The sequence below is a fragment of the Streptomyces sp. NPDC049813 genome (genome assembly GCF_044465085.1).
GTDB lineage: Bacteria > Actinomycetota > Actinomycetes > Streptomycetales > Streptomycetaceae > Streptomyces.
This window is the reverse complement of sequence record NZ_JBITLI010000014.1, coordinates 212032-232801: the sequence shown is the minus strand read 5'-3', so window position 1 is coordinate 232801 and position 20770 is coordinate 212032. Positions and strand designations below refer to the sequence as shown.

The window sequence follows — 20770 nt, the reverse complement described above, 5'->3', positions numbered from 1 at the left end:
GTCCTAATAGCGGAGCTATTCGGGCGCTTCGGCAACGCCGCGAGCGTGCGTGCCGGGCGTCGCGGGGCAGGCGGGACTTTCAAAACACGCCCTAGCTGGCTCCGATCGCGCCTGCGGGCCCGAGTCCCAGGAAGCGGCCTCCCACTCCTCGTCGGAGTGGGGGGCCGCTTCGTGTGGTACGCCCACTCCTCGTCGAAGTGGGGGGCGCTTCGTCGGGTACGCGCTACAGCTGGTCGGCGAAGACCTCCGCAAGGACGCGCCACTGCTCCCGCGGCAGCGCGTCACCGTGCTCGGCGGGCGGCAGCACCTGCAGGGCGACGTGGTCCGCGCCCGCGTCGACGTACTCCTGCACGCGTGCCCTGACCTGCTCGGCGTCGCCCATGGCGAAGAGGGCGTCCAGCAGCCGTACGCTGCCCCCCTCCTGGAGGTCGCTCTCGGTGAAGCCCAGCCGCAGCAGGTTGTCCGTGTAGTTCGGCAGCCGCAGATACCGGGCCAGCGTGGCGCGGGCGGTGGTGCGGGCCCGCTCGGCGTCCTCGTCCAGCACCACGGTCACCTCCGGGGCGAGCACGGCCCCGGACCCCAGCGCCGCACGTGCCTGAGCCGTGTGCCCGGCCGTCACCAGATACGGGTGGGCGCCCAGGGCGCGGTGCGCGGCGAGGTCGAGCATCTTGGGGCCGAGCGCGGCCAGGACGCGGCGTCCGGCAGCCACCGGAGGCGCGGCGGCGTCCAGCGCGTCGAGGTACTCCACCATCTTGCTGTAGGGCTTCGCGTACCCCTGCACGATGGGCCCGTGGCTGACGCCCAGGCCGAGCACGAACCGCTCGCGTTCCTTGTCCGTCAGGGCCCCGATCCGCTCGGCGACCGTCTGGGCGGTGTGGTCCCAGATGCTCAGGATGCCGGTCGCCACCGTGATCCTGCGGGTGGCGGCGAGGGCGGCCGCGGCGTCGGAGGGTGCGGGGCTCGCGCCGAGCCACAGCGTCCCGTACCCCAGTTCGTCCAGTTCGGCGACCGCTTCCGCGAGGGAGTCGCGGTGCGCGGTGTCCCGTGCGCGCCCCGCGTTGAGGGCACCGCTCCAGATGCCGATCCGTCCGAATGTCTCGTGCGCCGTGGAAGTCATGGTGTGATCAACCTCCTGTGACGCGCGCTATTCCCGGCCGGGCCGCTTTCACCCGGTCGGCGCCACCGGGACGGTCCCCGCCGGAGCCGTCGGGCCCGCGCGGCCCGCGCCCCGCGGTGGCGGTACGAACTCCCGGAAGCGGTCGGGGAATCCGGTCCAGCGCAGCTCCTGCGGGAGGTGGCTCATGTCGTTGTGCACGAGGACGCCGGCCGGCCGGGACGCCGGATAGTGGAGGACGGTCAGGGCCGCGTTGCCGGCGGTCAGTCCCGTCCAGCGCCAGGGCGGTGCGTCCAGCGCGGCGCGGACCAGCCAGGCCACGAGGAAGGCGTGGGTGACGACCAGTTCGTGCCGGGGCGCGTCCCCCTCGCGGGCCGGGCCGGTGAAGGACGCGAGTGCGCGGTGCGCCAACGCGGCGCCCTGCGCCCGCTCTTGGGCCGAGACCGCGGCCAGACGAGCCCCCACCCAGTCGGCGGCCTGCGCCGGCAGCTCGTCCCGCTCCGGCACGTAGGGCACATAGTCCCCGGCCGCCTCGCACGCATGCGGCCGCACCCCGTCGAGCTGCTCCGCGACGAGCCGGGCCGTCTGCGCGGCCCGGGGCAGCGGACCGTGGTGGACCGCCGAGAGCGGTACGCCGCGCAGCCGCCTGCCGAGCAGTTCGGCCTGGCGCCGTCCGGCCTCGGTGAGCCCGCCCTCTTCGGACGTGGCCTCGCCGTGCCGGGCCAGATACACGTATCGGTCTTGCATGCCGGGATGGACGCCGTCCCGTCGGCCGCCGGTTCCCGGGCCTGCGGAGGCCGGTGCCGGGCGCGGCGGCCCGGCCGGGGGAGAGCGGCGCCGTAACGTGTCGACATGCGTACAGAACAGAACAAATCCCTCCCCGTCCGCCGGCGTCCGACGGTCCTGCGCGGCATCGGCGCCGTCTGCGCGGTGGCCGCCGCCGGAGCGTTGCTCATGGGGTGCGGCAACGACGGTGACGACGGTGCCAAGAAGGACGAGGCCTCCGGGAGCGCGCAGGCGTCCGCGACGCCCTCAGGGGCGGCCTCGCCCTCCACGTCGGCGGGCGGGCTCACCGAGGACCAGGCCGAGCGGAAGGCGCTCGTGCCCCGGGCCAAGGTCGGCTACGACAAGGCGATGACCGCGGCGGTGCAGGCCGTCAGCGGTTCGAAGCCGGTCTCCATCGAACTCAAGGGCCCCTCCGGCAAGCCCGGTTGGGACGCCAAGGTCGCCACGGACGACGGCACGGAGAGCGCCGTCCGCGTCGACGCGGTCACCGGCGAGGCGGGCCGGCCCCGGACGGAGGCGGACCAGGACAGCGACGACAAGAAGGAACTCGCCGGCTGGCTGACCAAGGCCATGGTGACCCCGCAGCAGGCCGCGGACACCGCGACGGAGAAGACCGACGGAACCGTCACGTCCGTCGAGCTCGACGACACCGACCAGGGCGGGCCGATGTGGTCCGTCGACGTCGTCACCACGAAGGACTGGAACAAGACGACCTACGACATCGACGCGACCGACCGCAAGGTCCTGCGCCGGCACACGGACCGGGACTGACCGGCCCGACCGTACGCGCGGGACCGCCGGCCCGCGGTGCCCGGCACGGATGACGAACACATGTGAGGGGCCCGCCCGGCCGATCCGGGCGGGCCCCTCACGGCATGCGCCCCACGTCTGCGCCGACCGGCGGCCCGCGACCTTGACCTCAAGCGGACTTGAGGCACCAGGGTGCACGGCATGAACACCGAAGCCGCAGACATCAAGGCCATCGAACAGGTCGTGGCAGCCGTCGAACGCACCCAGCGCGCCAAGGACACCGAGGGGTTCCTCGCGCTCTTCCACCCCGACGCGCTCTGGACCACCGCCCACGGCAAGGTCCTCGTCGGGCACGACGCGATCGCCGCGTTCACCCGCGCCGTCCTGCCCCGGGCGAGCTGGGACGGCGAGGTCACGTACACGGCCGTGCACACGCGGTTCCTACGGCCGGACGTGGCAGCCGTCAAGGTGCGGCAGGTCTACCACGCGGCGGACGGCGACACCGAGGGCTCCCCGCTCTACGTCATGACCAAGCAGCCGGACGGGGCCTGGCTGCTGCACGTCGGGCAGAACACCGAAGTCCGGGCCGACGGGGCCGCCTGAGGAGCCGGCGCAGGGAACAGCCGCCGTACCCGATCCGATCGGGCACCAGATGTCGGGTCCGGCCGCCGCCCGCCGCCTAGCGTGGTGACCGTCGAAAGGAAGGGACCGGGCACATGCTGGAGCGCCTCAACCAGGCCCTGGAGTACGTCGAGAGCCGCCTGGATCAGGAGGTCGACGTGGGCGAGATGGCGCGCGTCGCCGCCACCTCCGAGTACCACCTGCGCCGGATGTTCTCCGCGCTCGCGGGCCTGCCGCTGTCCGAGTACGTCCGGCGCCGCCGGCTCACCGTGGCAGGCGCCGACGTACTGGCGGGGCGGGTGCCGCTGCTGGAGATCGCGGTGCGGTACGGGTACGGCTCGGGCGAGGCGTTCGCCCGGGCGTTCCGCGCCATGCACGGCGTGGGACCCGGCGAGGCCCGGCGCACGGGTGCCGCACTCGTCTCCCAGCCCCGGCTGACCTTCCGTCTCACCGTCGAAGGGAGCAGCAGTATGCGGTATCGCGTCGTGGACAGGCCCAAGTTCAGGGTGGTCGGGCTCAAGGCCCGGGTGCCGTTGGTGCACGCGGGACCGAACCAGGCCATCATCGACTTCGTCCGGGGGATCGACCGAGGACTTCGCGAAGAACTGGAGAAGTTGTCGGACCAGGAGCCGCAGGGGACCGTCGCGGTCTGCGACGACCTGGACCCGAGCCGGGCCGAAGGCACCGAACTCGACTACTACCACGGGGTGATCACCTCGGCCCCCGCCCCGCCCGGCACCACGGTCCTGCCGGTCCCGGCCGGCACCTGGGCGGTCTTCACGACCTCCGGACCGGCGCCGCGGGCCATCCAGGAGCTGTGGCGGGACGTGTTCACCGAGTGGTTCCCGTCCAACCCGTACCGCAGCCGCCCCGGCCCCGAGATCCTGCGGACCCGCATGTCCCCCGACGGGGCCGAGGCCGACGCGGAGCTGTGGCTGCCGGTGGAGCGGGACGAAGGCTGACCCGAACGCACTTCCCGCACGGGGGCCTGGCTCGGCCGACCGTCGTCCGAAGGGAAGGGGCGCGGGGCCCCGCCACCGTTCTGGTGAGGAAGTGTGGCGGGGCGGGCGGCCACTGGACCACCGACCGGGGAACCGCCCGCCCGGGCCACTGGCAGACCCATGGACGGGGGGCGTTGCACGGGCCTGCGCTCCGTCCGGGTGCCCCGCGCCGCACCCGCTACACATCCGGACCGCCGGATCATTCCCCGGGTCGCAGCAGACCCCGTCGGAAGGCGGGGACGAGGTGCTGGGGAACGAGGTGCGCGACACCGTCCAGGGTCACCGGCACCAGGGAGGGCGCCGACGCCTTCCACCGGGCCCGCCGGTGACGGGTGTTGCTGCGCGACGTCTTGCGCTTGGGTACGGCCATGGTGACTCCGTTCGGCGGGCCCGGCAGCGGTGCACGCGGCCCATAGAGGGTGGGAGGGCGGGTTCGGCGATCCGGGTCGAGATGGGGGTGGATCAGGAGGGAGGGCGCCGCCCGGTCAGGGGACCGGGTCGAGGAACTGGTCGAAGGGGGCGGGGTACGTCTTCCAGGCCTCGGCCCCCGCGGCCAGCTCCGCATCGGTGAGCAGGCAGGACCGCAGCAGCCCGGCGATCCCGTCGCCGTCCAGGCCGGGCGAGGTGAAGACGAGCCGCTGGCAGCGATCGCCGTGCTCGGGGGCCCAGTCCAGTGACGCGGCGGCCCGGCGCACCGGCGGGACGAGGTCCCAGGCCGCGTCGGGCAGCGCGGCGAGCCACGGGCCCGCCCCCTCCACGGCCAGTCCACCGCCCGCGGCGTCCCAGGACAGCAGGGTGTCCGGCCGGTCCGCCAGCCAGAACCGCCCCCGGCTGCGCGCCGCGGCACAGCACAGGTCCTCCAGCGCCTCGTACAGGCGTCCCGGGTGGAACGGGCGCCGGGCCTCCCAGACGAGGGTGGCGACCCCCGCCTCGTCCGCCGCCTGCGGGAGCCGGGCACACGCCGGATGCGTCGCCGCCGCGGCGGCCTCCACGTCGAAGCCCGCGAAGACCGCCTCGGCCAGGTCCGGTGCGTCCACGTCGATCTGACGGGCCGTCGGGTGCAACTGGCTGAGCAGGGCCAGGTCGGTGCGGTCCGCCGAACCGTCGTCGGCGAGCGCCAGGAGCGTGGGGTACTCCAGCTGCCGGGCGAAGGTGTCCGCCACCGTCCGCCGGTCGGTGGCCGCTGCCGCGAGCCCCGCGTCCGCGAGGTCGTCGCCGTTGCCCAGGCAGTCCAGGACCAGGGCGGGATCGACGGCGGTGACGACGCCGCCCAGCCGCAGGTCCTCCGCCGTGTGCGCGGCCACGATCTCGGCCATGGTGCGGGGTTCCACGGACTCCCACAGCTCGACCACGGCCAGCCTGGTGCCGCCGTCGGCCGCCAGCCGCCGCAGCTCCGGCAGCAGGTCCTCGCGCAGCGCGCAGCAGGCGCAGTCGTCGACCAGCGGGACCCGGTCGGAGGACAGGAGGTGGTCGGCGTCGCGGACGGTCCGCAGCACCGAGCCCGCGGGCGCCTGCGACAGGTCGTGGTGGAGGACCACCGTGTCGGGCACGTCCCGCAGCAGGCGCCGGACGGTCGCGCGGCGGGCGTCCGCGTGCAGCCCGGCGACCAGGACCACGGTCAGTGCTTCGTAGCGGTTCATCGGTGTTCCTTCCGGTCATGGTGGCGGTCGCGGACGCCGGGGACCGCGAAGGGGGGAGCGGATGTCGTCGGTCTGTCCATGAGGGGTAGCATACGACAACGGTTTTCATTATCAACAAGGGGTCGCCCCCTGCGGAAGGAGCCCGAACCACATGTCCGCTCACTGCCAACTGACCGGCGCACAGCCGGGATTCGGCAACAAGATCTCCCATTCGCACCGCCGGACCTCGCGCCGCTTCGACCCGAACATCCAGACCAAGCGGTACTGGCTGCCGAGCGAGGGGCGGCACGTGCGCCTCACCCTCAGTGCCCGGGCGATCAAGACGGTCGACGTCATCGGCGTCGAGGCCGCCGTCGCGCGCGTCCGTGCCCGCGGAGGACGCGTCTGATGGCCAAGCAGAGCAAGATCGTCAAGAATGAGCGGCGCAAGGAGATCGTGCGGCGCTACGCCGCCCGCCGCGCCGAGCTGAAGGAGATCCTCCGGCGTCCGGACGCGACCGAGGCCGAACGAGGTGCCGCGCGCCGCGAGTTGAGCCGCCAGCCGCGGGACGCGAGCCCCACCAGGCTCCGCAACCGGGACAGTGTGGACGGCCGCCCGCGCGGTCACCTGCGCAAGTTCGGGCTCTCCCGGGTGCGGATGCGCGAACAGGCGCACGCGGGGTTCCTGCCCGGGGTGACCAAGTCCTCCTGGTGACGTAGGGCGGGGCCGGGCCCGGACGTCGTGGTCCCCGAGGGGGAGTCGGTGGCGACGGAGCGTGCAGGCGTCCGCCGCCACCGACAGCGGTGGAGACGGCGAGCAGGGTCAGGGCCGGCCATCTCTTCTCACTCTTCCGGCCCGGGTCCCGCCGCGGATGCACCGTCTTCTGTGTTCTTCGAGCGAGGGCCGATCCGCGGACCGTGCGCCCACGCACGCGAAGGGCCCGTACGACCGGTCGGTCGTACGGGCCCTGCTGTCACGGACGCCCGCGCGGGGTGTCAGTGCGCGTGGCGGGTCGGCTTCGCGTTGACCAGGAGGCCCGCGGCGCAGCCGGCGAGCAGCATGGCGACGACCGCGTAGCCGATGGCGTGGGTGTAGCCGTGGACCACGCCGGAGGCGACGACCTGAGCCTTCTTCGACGGGTCGCCGAGGTGGCTCGCGATGTACGTCGAAGTGGCCGAGGTCGCGATGGTGTTCAGCAGGGCCGTGCCCAGTGAACCGCCCACCTGCTGCGAGGTGTTGACCATGGCCGAGGTGACGCCGGCGTCCTGCGGGCGCACGCCCTGGGTGGCCGTGGAGAAGACCGGCATGAAGGTCAGGCCCATGCCGAGGCCCATGATGAGCTCGGCGGGCAGGACGTGCGTGGCGTACGCGGAGTCGACGTCGAGCTGCGTCAGGATCAGCAGGCCGCAGGCGGCGAGCAGCATGCCCGGCACCATCAGGGCGCGGGCCTGGACGCGGGGCAGCAGCCGGGCGGAGATCTGCGTCGAGCCGACGATGATCGCGACCGACATCGGCAGGAAGGCGAGGCCCGTCTTGACGGGGGAGTACCCCAGGATGCCCTGGAGGTAGTACGTCATGAACAGGAACAGGCCGAACATGCCGATCGTGGCGAGGCCCATCGTGAGGAAGCAGCCAGCGCGGTTGCGGTCCCGCAGGATGTGCAGCGGCAGCAGCGGCGACTTCGCGCGGCCCTGCCACAGGACGAACGCCACGAGCGCCACGACGCCGCCGACGAGCAGCGAGATGACCAGCGAGTCGCTCCAGCCGCGCGGCTCCGCCTCGGAGAAGCCGTACACGATGGCGACCAGACCGCCGCAGCCCAGGATGACGCCGGGCACGTCGAGCCGGACGTCCTTGTGGCCCGGACGGTCGTGCAGCAGGATCTTGGCGCCGATGACCGCGACGATGGCGATCGGGATGTTCACGTACAGGCACCAGCGCCAGTTCAGGTACGAGGTGAGCACGCCGCCGAGGAGCAGGCCGACGGCGCCGCCCGCGCCCGCCAGCGCACCGTAGATGCCGAAGGCCTTGCCGCGCTCGCGCGGGTCGGTGAACGTCGTCGTCATCAGCGACAGCGCGGACGGCGCGAGCAGCGCGCCGAACACGCCCTGCGCGGCGCGGGCCGTGAAGAGCATGCCGGAGCCGCTCGCGGCGCCGCCGACCGCCGAGGCGAGGGCGAAGCCGATCAGACCGATCATGAACGTGCGCTTGCGGCCGACGAGGTCGGCGACGCGGCCGCCGAGCAGCAGCAGGCCGCCGAAGGCCAGGGTGTAGGCGGTGATCACCCACTGGCGGTTGCCGTCCGACATGCCCAGGTCGGTCTGGGCCGACGGCAGCGCGATGTTCACGATGGTCGCGTCCAGCACCACCATGAGCTGGGCCAGGGCGATGATGACCAGCCCCCACCAGCGCCGGGGGTCGGGTGCCTCCGCCGCGGGGGAGTGGGAGGCCGGCGCCGTCCGCGTGGCGCCGGTGGATATGGAGTCGCTCATGTCGAGGACGTCGCTTCCTTGCCGAGAGTGTGCCGAGAGTTTCGAGGTGGGCCGCGCCACGCGGGACGGGCCGGAGCCGGATGGTCTGCTCCGGCCCGCGGGTGCGGCGCCTGCTGCGAAGAGGGTGGCCGGGGCGTCGGTGCCCCGGCGGGACGACCGCGTACCCGGGGTCAGCCGGCCGGTCCGTGAGATGCGCTGATCGCTGCGCGCGCCTTCGTTCTTCGAGTGTCTGTCCGGATGTACGGAGGATCGTCAGTAGTACTGATTATCAGGTAGAGGATACGCTATCAGGCATGACGGAAGAAGTCGGGCTGGCCGACCTGCTCACCCATCGGCTCGGTTTCCTGGTGAAGCACGCCTATCTGCGCCTGTCGGGCCTGCTGGGCGAGGCGCTGGCCCCCTACGACGTGCACCCGAAGGAACTGGGCGTGCTCTCCGTGATCGCGGAGGACGGCACCGAGCGGTCGCAGAACGAGCTGGCGTCGGCGATCGGCCTCGACCGCACGACGATGGTCGCCGTCATCGACGCGCTGGAGGGCAAGGGTCTGGTCGCGCGCCGCCGCAGCGCCCGGGACCGCCGGCGGAACGTGGTGACCCTCACCGAGACCGGTGCCGCCTGTCTGCGCGAGGCCGACGAGGCCCGCGTCGAGGCCGAGGCCGCCTTCCTCGCGCCGCTCGACGAGGACACGGCGGCGCAGTTGACCGCGGCGCTGCGCACGCTGTTCCACGCCCATGAGCGCGGACCCGTGCGGGCGGTCCTGCCGGAGCAGGACGCGGCCTGCTCCGTCCCGGACGCGCGCGGCGCGGCGGCGGGCCGGGAGGGTGAGGACGACCTCGCCACGGCCGGGCCGTGACCAAGGGCGGAGTCGAAGGGTTGAGCAGGCGATGACCGGCCGGCGCGGCAGCACGCGTCGACGACCTCACCGAGGTCGGCCGGTCCCCGACCTCGTAAGACCCGGGAGAACCCCCATGCGCATCCGTACCGCCGCCGGCGCCGCCGGCGCCGCCGCCATCGTGCTCGCCGCGTCCGCCGCCTGGTCCGCTCCGGCCCTGGCCGCCGATCCCGCGCCCGCCGCTCCGGGCACGGTCGTGCTGTCGGACGAGGCGTACGACAGCCTGCAGGGCACCGGCGGCGCCGAGCGGGAGCCCATCCTGACGGACCCCTCCTACCGTGAGGCGTGGCTCTTCTGCCTGCGCTCGGCGGAGGCCGACCACGTCGAGCGGAACGCCTGGGGCGCGGGGTACGTCTGCATTCCGGACGGGGCGGTGCAGTAGGGGCGGTGGCCCCCTGGCCCGTCAGGACGGGTCGGTGCCCGCGCGCAGGTAGGCACCGAGCCGTTCGATCGCCGAGGGGTTGCGGGGGCTCTCGACGAGATCCGCGTAGTCCAGGGTGTGGATCCGCCGGTTCTTGATCGCGGAGACGTTGCGCAGCGGCGGGTAGGAGAGCAGGAACTTCTTCTTCTGTTCCGCGCTCGTCGAGCCGTAGTCGTTGATGACGATGACGTCCGGGTCCCGCTCGACGACCGTCTCCCAGCCGACCGTGGTCCACGAGTCCTTGAGGTCGTGCAGGAGGTTGACGCCCCCGGCCTCGCTGATGATCTGCTCGGGCGCGGCGTAGCGGCCCGAGGTGAACGGCTGGTCCTGGCCGCTGTCGTAGAGGAAGACCGAGGGCTTGTCCGCCCCGTGCGGGGCCTTCGCGCGGACGCCGGCGACCGTCGCCTTGTACTGCTTGACGAGGCTGCGGGCGCGGTCCTCGACGCCGAAGATCTTGCCGAGGTTCTCCAGATCGGTGTAAAGCGCGTCGAGCGGCGGCATGATGCCGCGCGAGGTGCCGGTGCGGGCGTTGCGGCAGGATTCGGTGAGCAGATACGTGTCGATGCCCGCCGCGTGCAGCTCGTCCGGGGTCAGCGCGTTCTCGTTGAAGCCGTAGTTCCAGCCGGCGAAGACGAGGTCGGCGTGGGCGGCGAGGGCGATCTCCTTGGTGACGCGGTCCTTGGACAGCCACTTCACCTTGTCGTAGGCGTCCCGGTACGGCAGGCCGTCGAGGGACCCCTTGTCCGCGGGCATGACGTACCCCGCCATCCGGTCCTCGAGGCCGAGCGCGAACATCAGCTCGGTGATGCCCACGTCGTTGGTGACGACCCGCCGGGGGCGGGTGTCGTAGGTGACCTTCTCGCCGCAGTTGGAGACGGTCACCGCCCGCGCCTTCGCGGCCTTGTCGTCGGAGGCGACCTGCGCGCCGCAGCCGGTCAGGGTGAGGACGGCGGCGAGGCCGAGGGAGGCGGAGGGCAGGAGGGTGCGCACGGCGGGCCTTTCGGGAAGGGGCGTCAGGGACGCAGGGGGTCGAAGAGGAACTGGGTGGCGCCGGTCTCGGGATGGCGCACCCGGTGGGCTCGGACGCCGAAGACGTCGGCGAGCAGCCGCGGGGAGAGGACCTCGTCCGGCGCGCCCGACGCGACGACCCGGCCGCGGTCCAGCACGTGCAGCCGGTCGCAGTGGGCGGCGGCGAGGTTCAGGTCGTGGAGGGCCGCGAGCACGGTCGGGCCGCTGGCCCGCACCCGGCGCAACACGTCGAGCTGGTGGGCGATGTCGAGGTGGTTGGTGGGCTCGTCCAGGACGAGGACCCGCGGCTCCTGGGCGAGCGCGCGGGCGATGAGTACCCGCTGCTTCTCACCGCCGGACAGGGAGTGGAAGCCCCGCGCGGCAAGGTGCGCCACGCCCGCCCGCTCCATCGCGCGGTGGCAGACGTGCCGGTCGCGGGCGGCCTCGCGGTCGAGGTGCGGCAGGCGCCCCATCGCGACGACCTCGGCGGCGGTGAAGTCGAACTCGGCCGCGGTCTCCTGCGGCAGCGCGGCGAGCACCCGCGCCGCGGCCCGCGGCGCCATGCCGTGGACGTCCTCGCTTGCGACCCTGACGCGTCCGGCGTCGGGCCGACGCGCCCGGTACACGCACCGCAACAGGGTCGACTTCCCGCTGCCGTTGGGCCCGACGAGCCCCACGAAGGTGCCGGCGGGCGCGTCGAGGGTGACCTCGTCGACCAGCCGCGCCCCCGCCACCTCGACCGACACGCCTTCGACGTCGAGCCGCACGTCTCCTCCTTCTTCTCCGGTACGAATCCTTCGCCGGTACGAGTCCATGGCCGGTACGGGTCCTTCGCCGGTACGAACGCCGACACGTGTGTGTCCGTGAGTGGTGCGCCCGCGCGGGTCAGCGGCCCGTGAGGGCATGCGGGCCGCGCCGCATGAGCAGCAGGAACATCGGCACACCGAGGGCCGCGGTGACCACGCCCACGGGCAGTTCCGTCGGAGCGAGCAGCACCCGCGACAGCAGGTCGGCCCAGACGAGCAGCACCGCTCCGGCGAGCGGTGCGACGGCCAGGACGCGCGCGTGCGAGGCGCCCACGAGCAGGCGTGCGAGGTGGGGGACCATCAGGCCGATGAAGCCGATCGCCCCGCTGACCGCGACGACCGTGCCCGTCACCGCCGCGGTCACCACGAACAGTTCCCGCCGCAGCCGGTCCGGCGGGACGCCCAGCGCCGCCGCCGTCTCGTCCCCCATCGACAGCGCGTCCAGGGCGCCGGCCCGCAGCCGGAGCCAGACCCAGCCCGCCAGCACCGTCGCGGCCGCGAGCGGCACCTTCGGCCAGGTCGCCCCGCCCAGGCTGCCGAGCAGCCACATCATCGCCGCCCGCGCCGCCTCGCCTCGTTCGGCGCCGAAGACCATGACGGTGGTGACCGCCTGGAACCCGTAGGCGAGGGCCGTGCCCGTCAGGACGAGCCGCAGCGGGCTGAGTCCGAGCGGGGAGCGGGCGACCGCGTAGACGACGAGGGTCGCGAGGAGGGCGGAGAGGAAGGCGGAGAAGGAGAGCGCCCAGACGCCGAGCCCGGCGAGGGCGCCGAACAGGATGACCGCGTTGGCGCCGACGGCCGCGCCGGAGGAGATGCCGAGGACGAAGGGGTCGGCGAGCGCGTTGCGTACGAGCGCCTGGACCGCGACGCCGACCGCGGCGAGCCCGGCGCCGACCACGGCCGCGAGGACGACCCGCGGGAAGCGGATCTCCCACACGATGGTGTAGGCCGCCGCGTCGTCGGGGGCGAGGGTGCGTGCGCTCAACCCCGCCCACAGGAACCGCAGGACGCGCCCCCAGCCCAGACCCGTCGCGCCGAGGCCCACCCCGCAGACGAGGGAGACGAGCAGGACGACGGCGAGCCCGGCCGCGAGCGGGCCGGTGGGTATGCGGCCGCGCACGGCAGGCGCGGGGGCGGTGAGAGCGGCGGTCAAGGCGGGCGCACATCCTGCGGGCTGGTGTCGCCGGCGGAACGTGCAGGGCGCCAGGACGGCCCGGAGGCTCTGGGGTCCCTGCTCGCAGTCCACGGCGAGCGGTTGACGGGTGGCAACCTGCCGTGGGTGATCGGACTCACGCGGCTCAAGAGGGCCGCGCACACCGTTGCGGGACAGCGCCGGATTCGCACCGGCTTCCCCCACGGAAGGCATGCGCAGCGTAGCAAGCCGGGGCGCGGCCGCCGGACGGCACCGGCCCGCCCTCTCTTGTCGTCCCCTTGACGACAAGCGGGAGGATATTTAAAGTCTTACTGACTTTAATCCAGACCGTCAGGGGGGCCTCATGGCCGACATCACCAAGCGCTTCGGCTGGCGCCATCTGCGGGCCGCGCCCACGTCCCATGTCCGCCACCACCGCTCGGGGCAGCTCGCCCACGACGGCGCGGGACTGAGCTTCTGGTTCCGGCCGCTGACCGCCGCGCTCTCCGAAGTGCCGGTCGACGACCGGGAGTTGGCGATGACCTTCCACGCCCGCACCGCCGACTTCCAGGACGTGGCCGTGCAGGCCACGGTCACCTACCGGATCGCCGACCCCGCCGTCGCCGCCGAGCGGCTCGACTTCTCCGTCGACCCCGACTCCGGCGTATGGCGCGGCGCCCCGCTGGAACAGCTCGCCACACTCCTGACCGAGAGCGCCCAGCAGCACGCCCTCGACGTGCTCGCCCGCACCCCGCTGGCCGCGGCCCTCGCCGACGGCGTGCCCGCCGTGCGCGAGCGCGTCACCCGGGGCCTCGGCGGGGAACCGCGGCTGCCCGCCACCGGGATCGAGGTCGTCGCCGTCCGCGTGATGGCGCTGCGGCCCGAACCGGAGGTGGAGCGCGCGCTGCGCACCCCCGCCCGCGAACTGATCCAGCAGGAGGCGGACCGCGCCACCTACGAGCGACGCGCGGTCGCCGTGGAGCGGGAGCGCGCCATCGCCGAGAACGAACTGGCCAGCCAGATCGAACTGGCCCGGCGGGAGGAGCAGTTGGTCGAACAACGCGGAGCCAACACCCGGCGCGAGGCGGAGGAGCAGGCGGCCGCCGACGCGGTCCGGGTCGGCGCCGAGGCCGACCGGGCGGTCCGGCTCGCCCGGGCCCAGGCCGAGGCCGCCCGCGAGGCGGGCGAGGCCCGCGCCGCGGCACAGGCGGCCTGGCTGCGGGTGCACGGCGAGGCCGACGTGGCGACCCTGCACGCCCTGACCGGCACCCGCCTCGCCGAGAACCTGCCCCGCATCGACAGCGTGACCCTCACCCCGGACGTGCTGACCGGACTGCTCGCGCGGCTCGGAGCGGGGCAGGAGCCGCCGGCATGAGCCTCGCGCCCCGGGCCGTCCTGGTCCACCGCACCACGGAGTACGAGGAGTTGACCGCCCGGCACGGCACCCACGGGCAGGCCGCCTTCTTCCTCTCCTCCCGCGGCCGGTCCATCGACGACGTCGTCGAGCGCCACCACCGGGCCCGGCGGGCCCTCGCCAGGACCGCCGCCGCCGTGCCGCTGAACTGGCGCCGCGCCCAGGTCGAACGGGCCGACCTCGACCGGTTCCTGTTCGGCCCGCAGGACGCCGTCGTGGTCGTCGGGCAGGACGGCCTCGTGGCCAACGTGGCGCAGTACGTCGGGGCCCAGCCGGTGCTCGGGATCGACACCGACCCCGGCCGCAACCCCGGCGTCCTGGTGCGCCACCGCCCCGACGACGTGGCCCGGCTGCTGGCCGCCGCCTTCTCGCCGACGGTGGGCGGGGACGAACTGACCATGGTCGAGGCCGTCACGGACGACACCCAGCGCCTGGTCGCGCTCAACGAGATCTACGTGGGCGCGCCGGGCCACCGCACCGCCCGCTACCGCCTGGGCCTCGACGGTGACAGGGGTACCGTCGAGGCCCAGGCCTCCTCCGGCGTCCTGATCGGCACCGGGACGGGCGCGAGCGGCTGGCTGCGGTCCGTGTGGCAGGAGCGTGCCGCGCAGGCCCCGCTGCCGGGGCCCACGGACGACCGGCTCGCCTGGTTCGTCCGGGAGGCATGGCCGTCGCCCGCCACCGGGACGCGGCTGAACGCCGGTGAACTCGCGCCCGGCGCACGGTTGTCGGTCACCGTGGAGTCCGAGCGGCTCGTCGCCTTCGGGGACGGCATGGAGGGCGACGCGATCGAGCTGACCTGGGGCCAGACGATCCGCCTGGGACTGTGCGCGACCAAATTGCGGCTCGTCGGCTGAAGACGCGGACGATCGACCGCTGCCGCGCGAGGGCGGTCCGCGCCGGGGGAGACTCGTCCCGGCAGCCTCAGGTCGCCATCTCCCGCGTGTGGGCCCGGCCCGGGGTCCCGGGACACCGCCTCCCTGTGTGAGGGCCCGGCCCGGGGTCCCGGGACACCGCCTCCCTGTGTGTGGGCCCGGCCCGGGGCCCCGCGTCGCCGCCCCTGCCCGAGGGCCCCGGCCCGGAAGCCTCGGGGCCCTCCGGAGCCCGTCCGGCCTGCGCATAGGGTGGAACCGGTAAGTCCGCCCCACGAGAGGTCTGTGATGCCCGAGTCCCCCTCGGACCCCGCCGTCGCCCAGTTCGGCCCGCAGGGGCTGCGCCGCATCAGCGTGCCCGCCGCCTACGCGACCGTGCCCGCCTCGGCCCGCGCCCACCTCGCGCAGATCGGGGTGCCGCTGCACGTCGGCCCGTACTTCATCGCGGCGGACGACACCGACGGACCGACCCTCGGGATGTACACCGGCCACCGCGGCGTCGCCCTCCAGGGGGACCGGGCCGAATGGGTGCGCCTCGGCACCGATCGCCTCGCCCACCTGTGCGTCCGCACCGACGGTGCCGTCCAGGCCCTCTACCTCGGCCGCGACGAGCCCGCCCTCTTCGTGAACTCGGACGTCGCCGCCTTCACCCACTGCGCGGCCGCCCTGGACCGGGCCCTGCCGGAGATCGCCGCCTCCGACGGACTGCACGCCGCCGCCGAGGCGTTCTCCGCCCTCGTCCACGAGCTGCGGCAGATCGACCCCGAGGCCGTCGCCGACCGGGAGCACTGGTGGTCGCGGGTGCTCGACGACGTCCGCCACAGCCTCAACTTCCCCTTCTCCTCGGCCTTCGAGTACGTCGACAAGGACGGTGCCAAGCAGATCGTCACCGCCCAGGCGGGCCCGGGCCGCATGCACCCCGAGGAGCAGCTGTGGCAGCAGCTCGCCGCCACCGGGGTCGAGCCCGAACAGGTCCGGCGCGTCTACTGCGAGCTCCAGCCGTGCATGATGCCCGGCCACTACTGTGCCGCCTGGCTCCAAGCCGTCCTGCCGCACGCCGAGTTCACCCACAGCTTCGACTACGGCGACACCGCCGAGTCCCGCGAAGAAGGCCTCAAGGAACTCATCACCCATGCCGCACAGCAGGACCGGCCGTGACGCGCCACGAGCGGGGCACAGGGCCGGAGGCGAGCGGATGACCACCCGGCCCGCCCCGCCCTGGTCACGGCCCGCCGACGGCCGGGAACCCGCCGCGGCCGCCCTGCTCTCCTGGCTCGGCGACCCCCGCGCCCCGGGCCTCGCCGTGGTCACCGGCGCCGCGGGCAGCGGCAAGTCGCGGCTGCTCGCCTGGCTGATCGCGCACGGCACCCGGCCCGGCACCCCCGGCGCCCGCCGCGTCCACGGTTTCGTCCCGCTGCCCGGCCTGACCGCGACCACGGCCGCCTGGATGCTCGGCGAACAGCTGTCGATCGCCGCCCGCAGCCCGGGCGACCTGCTGGCCGGGCTCACCGCGGACCGGCGCCGCACCGTCATCGCGCTGCCCGACCTGCACGCCGCGCGAGAGCCCGGCCCGCTCGCCGAACTCGTGCTGGCCCTGGCCGCGTTGGATCACGTGCGGGTGCTGGTCGAGGTCCGCTCCGGGACACCGGAGGAGCGCACCCTCACCACGGGCCCCTGCGCCCGCATGGACCTGGCAGAGCCCCGGTGGACCGACGAGGCCGGCCGCGCGGCCTGGGACGCCGCCCACCCGGCCGGGCCCGCGGGCCCCGAGCCGGAACCCGAGGAGCCGGTCGACCTGGACGACCCCGTCTCGGTCTGCGCCGCCGACCCGTGGGACGTGAGCACCGCGTACGAGCGCTCCGCGGAGAGCCACGGCGGTTTGCGTGCCGCCTGGCTGCGGGCCGGCGCCTCCCTCACCCGCGAACAGCCGCCCGCCGAGCGCGCCTTGGTGCTCCTCGCCGCTCTCGGCGACGCCGCCGATCCGCGGCTGCCCGCCGCCCTCGCCACCCTCGCGGGCGACGCGGCCTGGACCGTCGTCCGCACCCGGGTGCGCGGCGACGTCACCCCGCCGTGGCCCGGGCCCGTCCGCGCGCTCGCGGCCGGAACCGGTCCCCTGGCCGGACAGCTCCTCGCCGCCGACCACCAGGGCACCGTCCGGGCCCTCGACGCCGCGAGCGCGGCCGCCGCCGGACGCCTGCCGCACGCGGCGCACGGCGCCCGCGGCCTCGCCGAGCACGGCGACGGCACCGTCACCGTCCTCGACGAACACGGACTGCTGCACACTCAGCGCGCCGCCGGGTCCGCCCGGGCGACGGGGATCGCGGCACTGCTGGACGACGGTCCCTCGCCGCGCGAGCAACTCCTCACCGCCGTGAGCGAGTACACGGGCCGTCAGCAGGAGAAGGTGACCGCGCTCACCGGCACTGGTGACGGCGTCGTCCTCGGTGACGCGGGCGGCACCGTCCACCTGCTGACCGCCGGCGCCCCGCCGCGGACCGCCGTGCTGCACCAGGGGAGCGTCACCGCGGTGGCCGCGACCGCGCTGCCCGTCTCCGCGGAGGGCGACACCGTCGTCCTGCTTCACACCGGTGGCGCCGACGGCACCGTACGGGCCTGGGCGCCCCACACCGCCCCCATGCCGGAGCCGGTGGCCACGCGCCCCTGCGCGGTGAACGCGGTGGCGGTGGCGGTCACCGACGCGGGTCTCGTCCTGGCCGTCGCCTGGGCCGACGGCCTCGTCGAACGCCGGGCCCTCGACGACGGCCGGCTGCACACCTTCCACCCCGGCAGCCAGGCGCATGCCCTCGCCTTCGCGGCGGACGGCGACCTGTTGGTGGGCACCGACGAAGCGCTCGTACGGCTGCGGACGCGGTGACCGGTACCGTGCGGTGACGGCCGGTCAACTACGGCCCCTGTGCGGGACCGTCACACCCTCGGCGCGGAACTGGAACAAGATCGGTTTACCCTGGTGCACCTGACGACCTGCTGCGTACGCGTGGCAGGCAGGGCAGTTGACGACGGGAAGCGGAGCGCGCGGGCATGGGTCTGGTACTGCCGAGCATCATCGATGAGGCGCTCGATCTCATCGGGGTCAGCTGGCCCAATGTCGACGAGGACGACTACTTCGAGATGGCGACGTCCATGCGGGACTTCGCCGAGGAGTTCGAGGGGCGCGGCGGCGACGCCGACAAGGCGGTGACCCGCATCCTCGGCTCCTCCGAGGGGTGGGCCGTGGAAGCAATGCAGAAGCACTGGTCCTACGTGCGCAGCCACCACCTGGAGAAGATCCCCGAGGTGGCCCGGCTCTTCGCGGACGCCTGCGACGGCGTCGGCCAGATCATCCGCGGCCTGAAGGTGAAGGCGGGCGTCGAACTCGGCATCCTGGCCGGCACCATCGTCGCCGAACTCGCCGCGGCCCCCTTCACGCTCGGCCTGTCCGCGGCGGCCGCCGCCGGGGAGATCGCGCTGATGCGCACCATCGTGAAGCGGCTCATCGACGAGGCCGTCGAGCAGATCGTCGACGCGCTCATCTCGAAGGTCACCGAGCCGGTCACCGGCAAACTGCAGGAACTCGTCGCCGACATGACCCTCGACCTCGCCGAGGGAGCGTTCAACCCGGGCGACAAGCCGGGCGGCCTGCACCTCGCCTCCGCGGGCGACAGCGACGGCGAGGGCTCGGGGAGCGGCGGGGCCGGCAAGCGGACGGCCATCGACCACGTCGAGTTCGAGGACGGCGCGGGCAAGGTCTCCCGGCACGGCAGCGACATGGGCAGCCAGTCCGGGATCCACCTCGGCAAGTCGAAGAGCTCCTTCGGCAGGACCAAGGGCAAGGACGCGCTGACCGCGACGTTCGACGGCATCCTGGAGGGCGCGTTCGACGTCATGGAGAAGGCCTCCAAAAAGGCGGCCGACCACGTCACCCACACCCTGCCGGAGCGGGTGAAGGCGGCCTCGCGCCACCAGAAGCGCAAGGACCACGACGTCCGCGACGAGGTCGACCGGGTGGACGTCAAGAAGGCCAAGCGGGACGACAGTACGCCCATGTACCTGTTGAGCGACGACGGGACCATCCGCCACCTGCACCCCAACGGCACCACCACCCCGGTCGCGCACAACGACTCCTCCGGGGTGACCGACGTACTCGGCGACAAGGCCTGGTACCCGTGGAACAACACGGAGAAGCAGCGCAAGAACAAGCGCGGCAAGAGCGGCACGGTCAGCTCCACGAAGGTGGCGCCCGGCTCCACCGAACTGGCCCGCGCCACCCAGCTCGGCCGCCACGCCAACCGCAGCGAACGGCGCGACTCCTACGTCCCGGGCGGCAACTACGCCTCGGCGCTGCACGACGATGGCAAGGGGAACCGTTTCATCCTGGTCGGCGCGAGCGGCGAGGCGCACTCCGAACGCTCCATCGGACACCCGCTGATCAAAAAAGGCCACGAAGGCAATGTGGGCGAGCTCTATACGGAGCGCGAGCCCTGCCAGAAGAATCCCAAGTGCGACAAGTACCTCGCCCGGGAATTCCGCGACGATCTCGAGGTCACGCACAGTCAGAAATACGACCAGCACGAAAAGGACGCGAACGGCGAGGATCTCAGCAAGTACAAGAAAGACCGGGAACACCGCGCCTACGTCAAGTGGTTGCACGACGAATGGGACCGGAAGGGCCACTCAGGCGGGCGCACTGATACAGTGATGGACCTCTCGCCCGCGGACAACAAGTTCGTTCCGTAAAAGGGCGGATGAAATCCTGCGGCGCTCGTGCCGCCGCCGAGTTCGGAGTTTCGGCAAGTGCTTTTCGACGTCACCCGCAGCGAACTCGTCGAGATCTTCGGCGAGGACCGGCTCGCGACCCTGCCCGTCACCGCCTTCCCGCCGTCCGCCGCGCAGTCCGAGGGGGCCCGTCTGCTGAGCGCCGTCGGCGCGCCCACCGGGACGCTCCGGCTGCGGGAACCCGACGAGGACACCGGCAGGCTGCCCCTCGTCCAGGACGTCGTCGACGTCGAGGAGTTCGAGGACGCCCCGCGGGACGCGGGAGGCTGGCCGGTCATCGGCTGGCTGCTCCACGCCCACCTCGCGCTCGACCCCGCCTCCGGCACGGTGTACGCCTTCGACGCCGACGAGGAGACCGCGCGGGAACTGCACACGGACGTCTCCTCCCTCCTCCAGGTCACCGTGCGCTTCCAGCGTCTGCTGGAAGAGTTCGCCTTCAGCGGCGGCGAAGGCGACGAGCGTGACGAGGAATCCGAGGAAGCCGATTTCGAGCGCCTCGAAGCCGAGGTCGAGCGGATCACCCAGGAGACGAGCGACATCGACCCGCTCCCCTTCCAGGACGACGAGACCGCCTGGACGGTGGTGGGCGAGGAGATCGCCGCGGGCCAGCGCTTCAAGGGCGACAGCCCCGGCGCCCGCTCGCTCTACGGCTGAGTCCGGCGGCGGCTCCGGCGGGCCGCCCGTACACCATGTGGACCACAGAAGATGCAGCCGCGCGCCCGCCGTCCTTTTGTGAAAGAGACCGCCGCTTTTCCACAGAAGGAGAGAACAGTGAAGCATCGCATCGCAACCGCCCTCGCCGTGGCCACCGTCGCCGGATTCCTGGCGGCCGGCCCCGCCGCGGCCTTCGACGGCCCCGACGTCAGCGCTGAGGGCAGGTACCACAGCGAGGGCTGGCAGGCCGGTCGGCACAGCTCCAACGTGGGTGGCCCGCTGGGCGTCACGAACAGCGGCGCGGTGGCCGGTGGCTTCAGCACGGACGCTGCCTTCCGCTTCGAGCGTGACCTGGACCTGGACCACGGCTTCGGTCACGACCACCACTGACCGGGCACCCCGAAGCACCCGAGC

General features: G+C 73.4%; 22 protein-coding genes and 1 riboswitch. Of the genes, 14 read left to right on the top strand and 8 right to left on the bottom strand.

The annotated features are described in order from the left end of the window. Positions 1–223 precede the first annotated feature (223 nt). Both ACIBW6_RS27000 and ACIBW6_RS26995 read right to left on the bottom strand, forming a co-directional pair. Positions 224–1117, bottom strand: a complete 894-nt coding sequence (locus ACIBW6_RS27000; RefSeq protein WP_399063955.1) for a TIGR03620 family F420-dependent LLM class oxidoreductase — start codon at positions 1115–1117, stop codon at positions 224–226. Positions 1118–1165: 48 nt separating this feature from the next. Then, positions 1166–1861, bottom strand: a complete 696-nt coding sequence (locus tag ACIBW6_RS26995; RefSeq protein ID WP_399063953.1) for a histidine phosphatase family protein — start codon at positions 1859–1861, stop codon at positions 1166–1168. Positions 1862–1966: 105 nt separating this feature from the next. On the opposite strand from ACIBW6_RS26995, the gene ACIBW6_RS26990 reads away from it, so the two are divergent. The 3 genes from ACIBW6_RS26990 to ACIBW6_RS26980 all read left to right on the top strand — a co-directional run bounded on the left by ACIBW6_RS26990 (position 1967) and on the right by ACIBW6_RS26980 (position 4233). After that, on the top strand, positions 1967–2671 hold the full coding sequence (locus ACIBW6_RS26990) for a PepSY domain-containing protein (RefSeq protein ID WP_399063951.1): 705 nt from the start codon (positions 1967–1969) through the stop codon (positions 2669–2671). 180 nt (positions 2672–2851) lie between these two features. Further along, positions 2852–3253 (top strand): SgcJ/EcaC family oxidoreductase, encoded by a 402-nt coding sequence (locus tag ACIBW6_RS26985; protein WP_399063949.1) that lies wholly within the window; start codon positions 2852–2854, stop codon positions 3251–3253. A 113-nt stretch (positions 3254–3366) separates the two neighbouring features. Further along, the gene (locus ACIBW6_RS26980) at positions 3367–4233 is read left to right on the top strand and encodes a GyrI-like domain-containing protein (RefSeq protein WP_399063947.1); all 867 of its coding nucleotides are present in this window, start codon (positions 3367–3369) and stop codon (positions 4231–4233) included. Positions 4234–4471: 238 nt separating this feature from the next. On the opposite strand, the gene rpmF is transcribed toward ACIBW6_RS26980, so the two are convergent. After that, on the bottom strand, positions 4472–4642 hold the full coding sequence (gene rpmF / locus ACIBW6_RS26975; protein ID WP_399063945.1) for a 50S ribosomal protein L32: 171 nt from the start codon (positions 4640–4642) through the stop codon (positions 4472–4474). 115 nt (positions 4643–4757) lie between these two features. Next, positions 4758–5912 (bottom strand): CobW family GTP-binding protein, encoded by a 1155-nt coding sequence (locus ACIBW6_RS26970; RefSeq protein WP_399063943.1) that lies wholly within the window; start codon positions 5910–5912, stop codon positions 4758–4760. Positions 5913–6063: 151 nt separating this feature from the next. Between ACIBW6_RS26970 and rpmB the strand changes: the two genes are divergently transcribed. Both rpmB and rpsN read left to right on the top strand, forming a co-directional pair. After that, the gene (gene rpmB, locus ACIBW6_RS26965) at positions 6064–6300 is read left to right on the top strand and encodes a 50S ribosomal protein L28 (protein WP_399063941.1); all 237 of its coding nucleotides are present in this window, start codon (positions 6064–6066) and stop codon (positions 6298–6300) included. Further along, complete coding sequence (gene rpsN, locus ACIBW6_RS26960; RefSeq protein ID WP_399063940.1) at positions 6300–6605, top strand: 30S ribosomal protein S14; 306 nt, start codon at positions 6300–6302, stop codon at positions 6603–6605. The genes rpmB and rpsN overlap by 1 nt, the downstream gene beginning before the upstream one ends. A gap of 281 nt (positions 6606–6886) precedes the next feature. Here rpsN and ACIBW6_RS26955 read toward each other — a convergent pair whose 3' ends face one another. Next, positions 6887–8383 carry an MFS transporter gene (locus ACIBW6_RS26955; RefSeq protein WP_399063938.1) on the bottom strand — a complete coding sequence of 499 codons (1497 nt, stop codon included), beginning with the start codon at positions 8381–8383 and terminating at the stop codon, positions 6887–6889. A 293-nt stretch (positions 8384–8676) separates the two neighbouring features. On the opposite strand from ACIBW6_RS26955, the gene ACIBW6_RS26950 reads away from it, so the two are divergent. Together ACIBW6_RS26950 and ACIBW6_RS26945 are read left to right on the top strand one after the other, a co-directional pair. Then, positions 8677–9237 (top strand): MarR family winged helix-turn-helix transcriptional regulator, encoded by a 561-nt coding sequence (locus tag ACIBW6_RS26950; protein ID WP_399063936.1) that lies wholly within the window; start codon positions 8677–8679, stop codon positions 9235–9237. Positions 9238–9352: 115 nt separating this feature from the next. Beyond that, positions 9353–9658 (top strand): hypothetical protein, encoded by a 306-nt coding sequence (locus ACIBW6_RS26945; protein WP_399063934.1) that lies wholly within the window; start codon positions 9353–9355, stop codon positions 9656–9658. Between the two features lie 21 nt (positions 9659–9679). Here ACIBW6_RS26945 and ACIBW6_RS26940 read toward each other — a convergent pair whose 3' ends face one another. The 3 genes from ACIBW6_RS26940 to ACIBW6_RS26930 all read right to left on the bottom strand — a co-directional run bounded on the left by ACIBW6_RS26940 (position 9680) and on the right by ACIBW6_RS26930 (position 12619). After that, the gene (locus tag ACIBW6_RS26940; RefSeq protein ID WP_399063932.1) at positions 9680–10687 is read right to left on the bottom strand and encodes an ABC transporter substrate-binding protein; all 1008 of its coding nucleotides are present in this window, start codon (positions 10685–10687) and stop codon (positions 9680–9682) included. Positions 10688–10710: 23 nt separating this feature from the next. After that, on the bottom strand, positions 10711–11472 hold the full coding sequence (locus ACIBW6_RS26935) for an ABC transporter ATP-binding protein (RefSeq protein ID WP_399063930.1): 762 nt from the start codon (positions 11470–11472) through the stop codon (positions 10711–10713). Between the two features lie 118 nt (positions 11473–11590). After that, positions 11591–12619: a FecCD family ABC transporter permease gene (locus tag ACIBW6_RS26930; protein WP_399063974.1), complete on the bottom strand. Its 1029-nt coding sequence runs from the start codon at positions 12617–12619 to the stop codon at positions 11591–11593. A gap of 169 nt (positions 12620–12788) precedes the next feature. Beyond that, positions 12789–12865: riboswitch (cobalamin riboswitch) on the bottom strand. 142 nt (positions 12866–13007) lie between these two features. Between ACIBW6_RS26930 and ACIBW6_RS26925 the strand changes: the two genes are divergently transcribed. From ACIBW6_RS26925 to ACIBW6_RS26895, 7 genes are all read left to right on the top strand, one after another. After that, the gene (locus tag ACIBW6_RS26925) at positions 13008–14018 is read left to right on the top strand and encodes an SPFH domain-containing protein (RefSeq protein WP_399063928.1); all 1011 of its coding nucleotides are present in this window, start codon (positions 13008–13010) and stop codon (positions 14016–14018) included. After that, positions 14015–14914 (top strand): hypothetical protein, encoded by a 900-nt coding sequence (locus ACIBW6_RS26920; RefSeq protein ID WP_399063926.1) that lies wholly within the window; start codon positions 14015–14017, stop codon positions 14912–14914. Before ACIBW6_RS26925 ends, ACIBW6_RS26920 begins: the two co-directional genes overlap by 4 nt. Positions 14915–15217: 303 nt before the next feature. Further along, complete coding sequence (locus tag ACIBW6_RS26915; protein WP_399063924.1) at positions 15218–16087, top strand: nucleic acid/nucleotide deaminase domain-containing protein; 870 nt, start codon at positions 15218–15220, stop codon at positions 16085–16087. Between the two features lie 37 nt (positions 16088–16124). Next, positions 16125–17804: a WD40 repeat domain-containing protein gene (locus tag ACIBW6_RS26910; protein WP_399063922.1), complete on the top strand. Its 1680-nt coding sequence runs from the start codon at positions 16125–16127 to the stop codon at positions 17802–17804. Between the two features lie 164 nt (positions 17805–17968). Further along, positions 17969–19663 carry a nucleic acid/nucleotide deaminase domain-containing protein gene (locus ACIBW6_RS26905; RefSeq protein ID WP_399063920.1) on the top strand — a complete coding sequence of 565 codons (1695 nt, stop codon included), beginning with the start codon at positions 17969–17971 and terminating at the stop codon, positions 19661–19663. A gap of 57 nt (positions 19664–19720) precedes the next feature. Next, entirely contained in the window at positions 19721–20356 is a 636-nt protein-coding gene (locus tag ACIBW6_RS26900; protein ID WP_399063918.1) for an SUKH-4 family immunity protein, read from the top strand. 117 nt (positions 20357–20473) lie between these two features. Continuing rightward, the gene (locus tag ACIBW6_RS26895) at positions 20474–20746 is read left to right on the top strand and encodes a hypothetical protein (protein ID WP_399063916.1); all 273 of its coding nucleotides are present in this window, start codon (positions 20474–20476) and stop codon (positions 20744–20746) included. Positions 20747–20770: the final 24 nt, after the last annotated feature.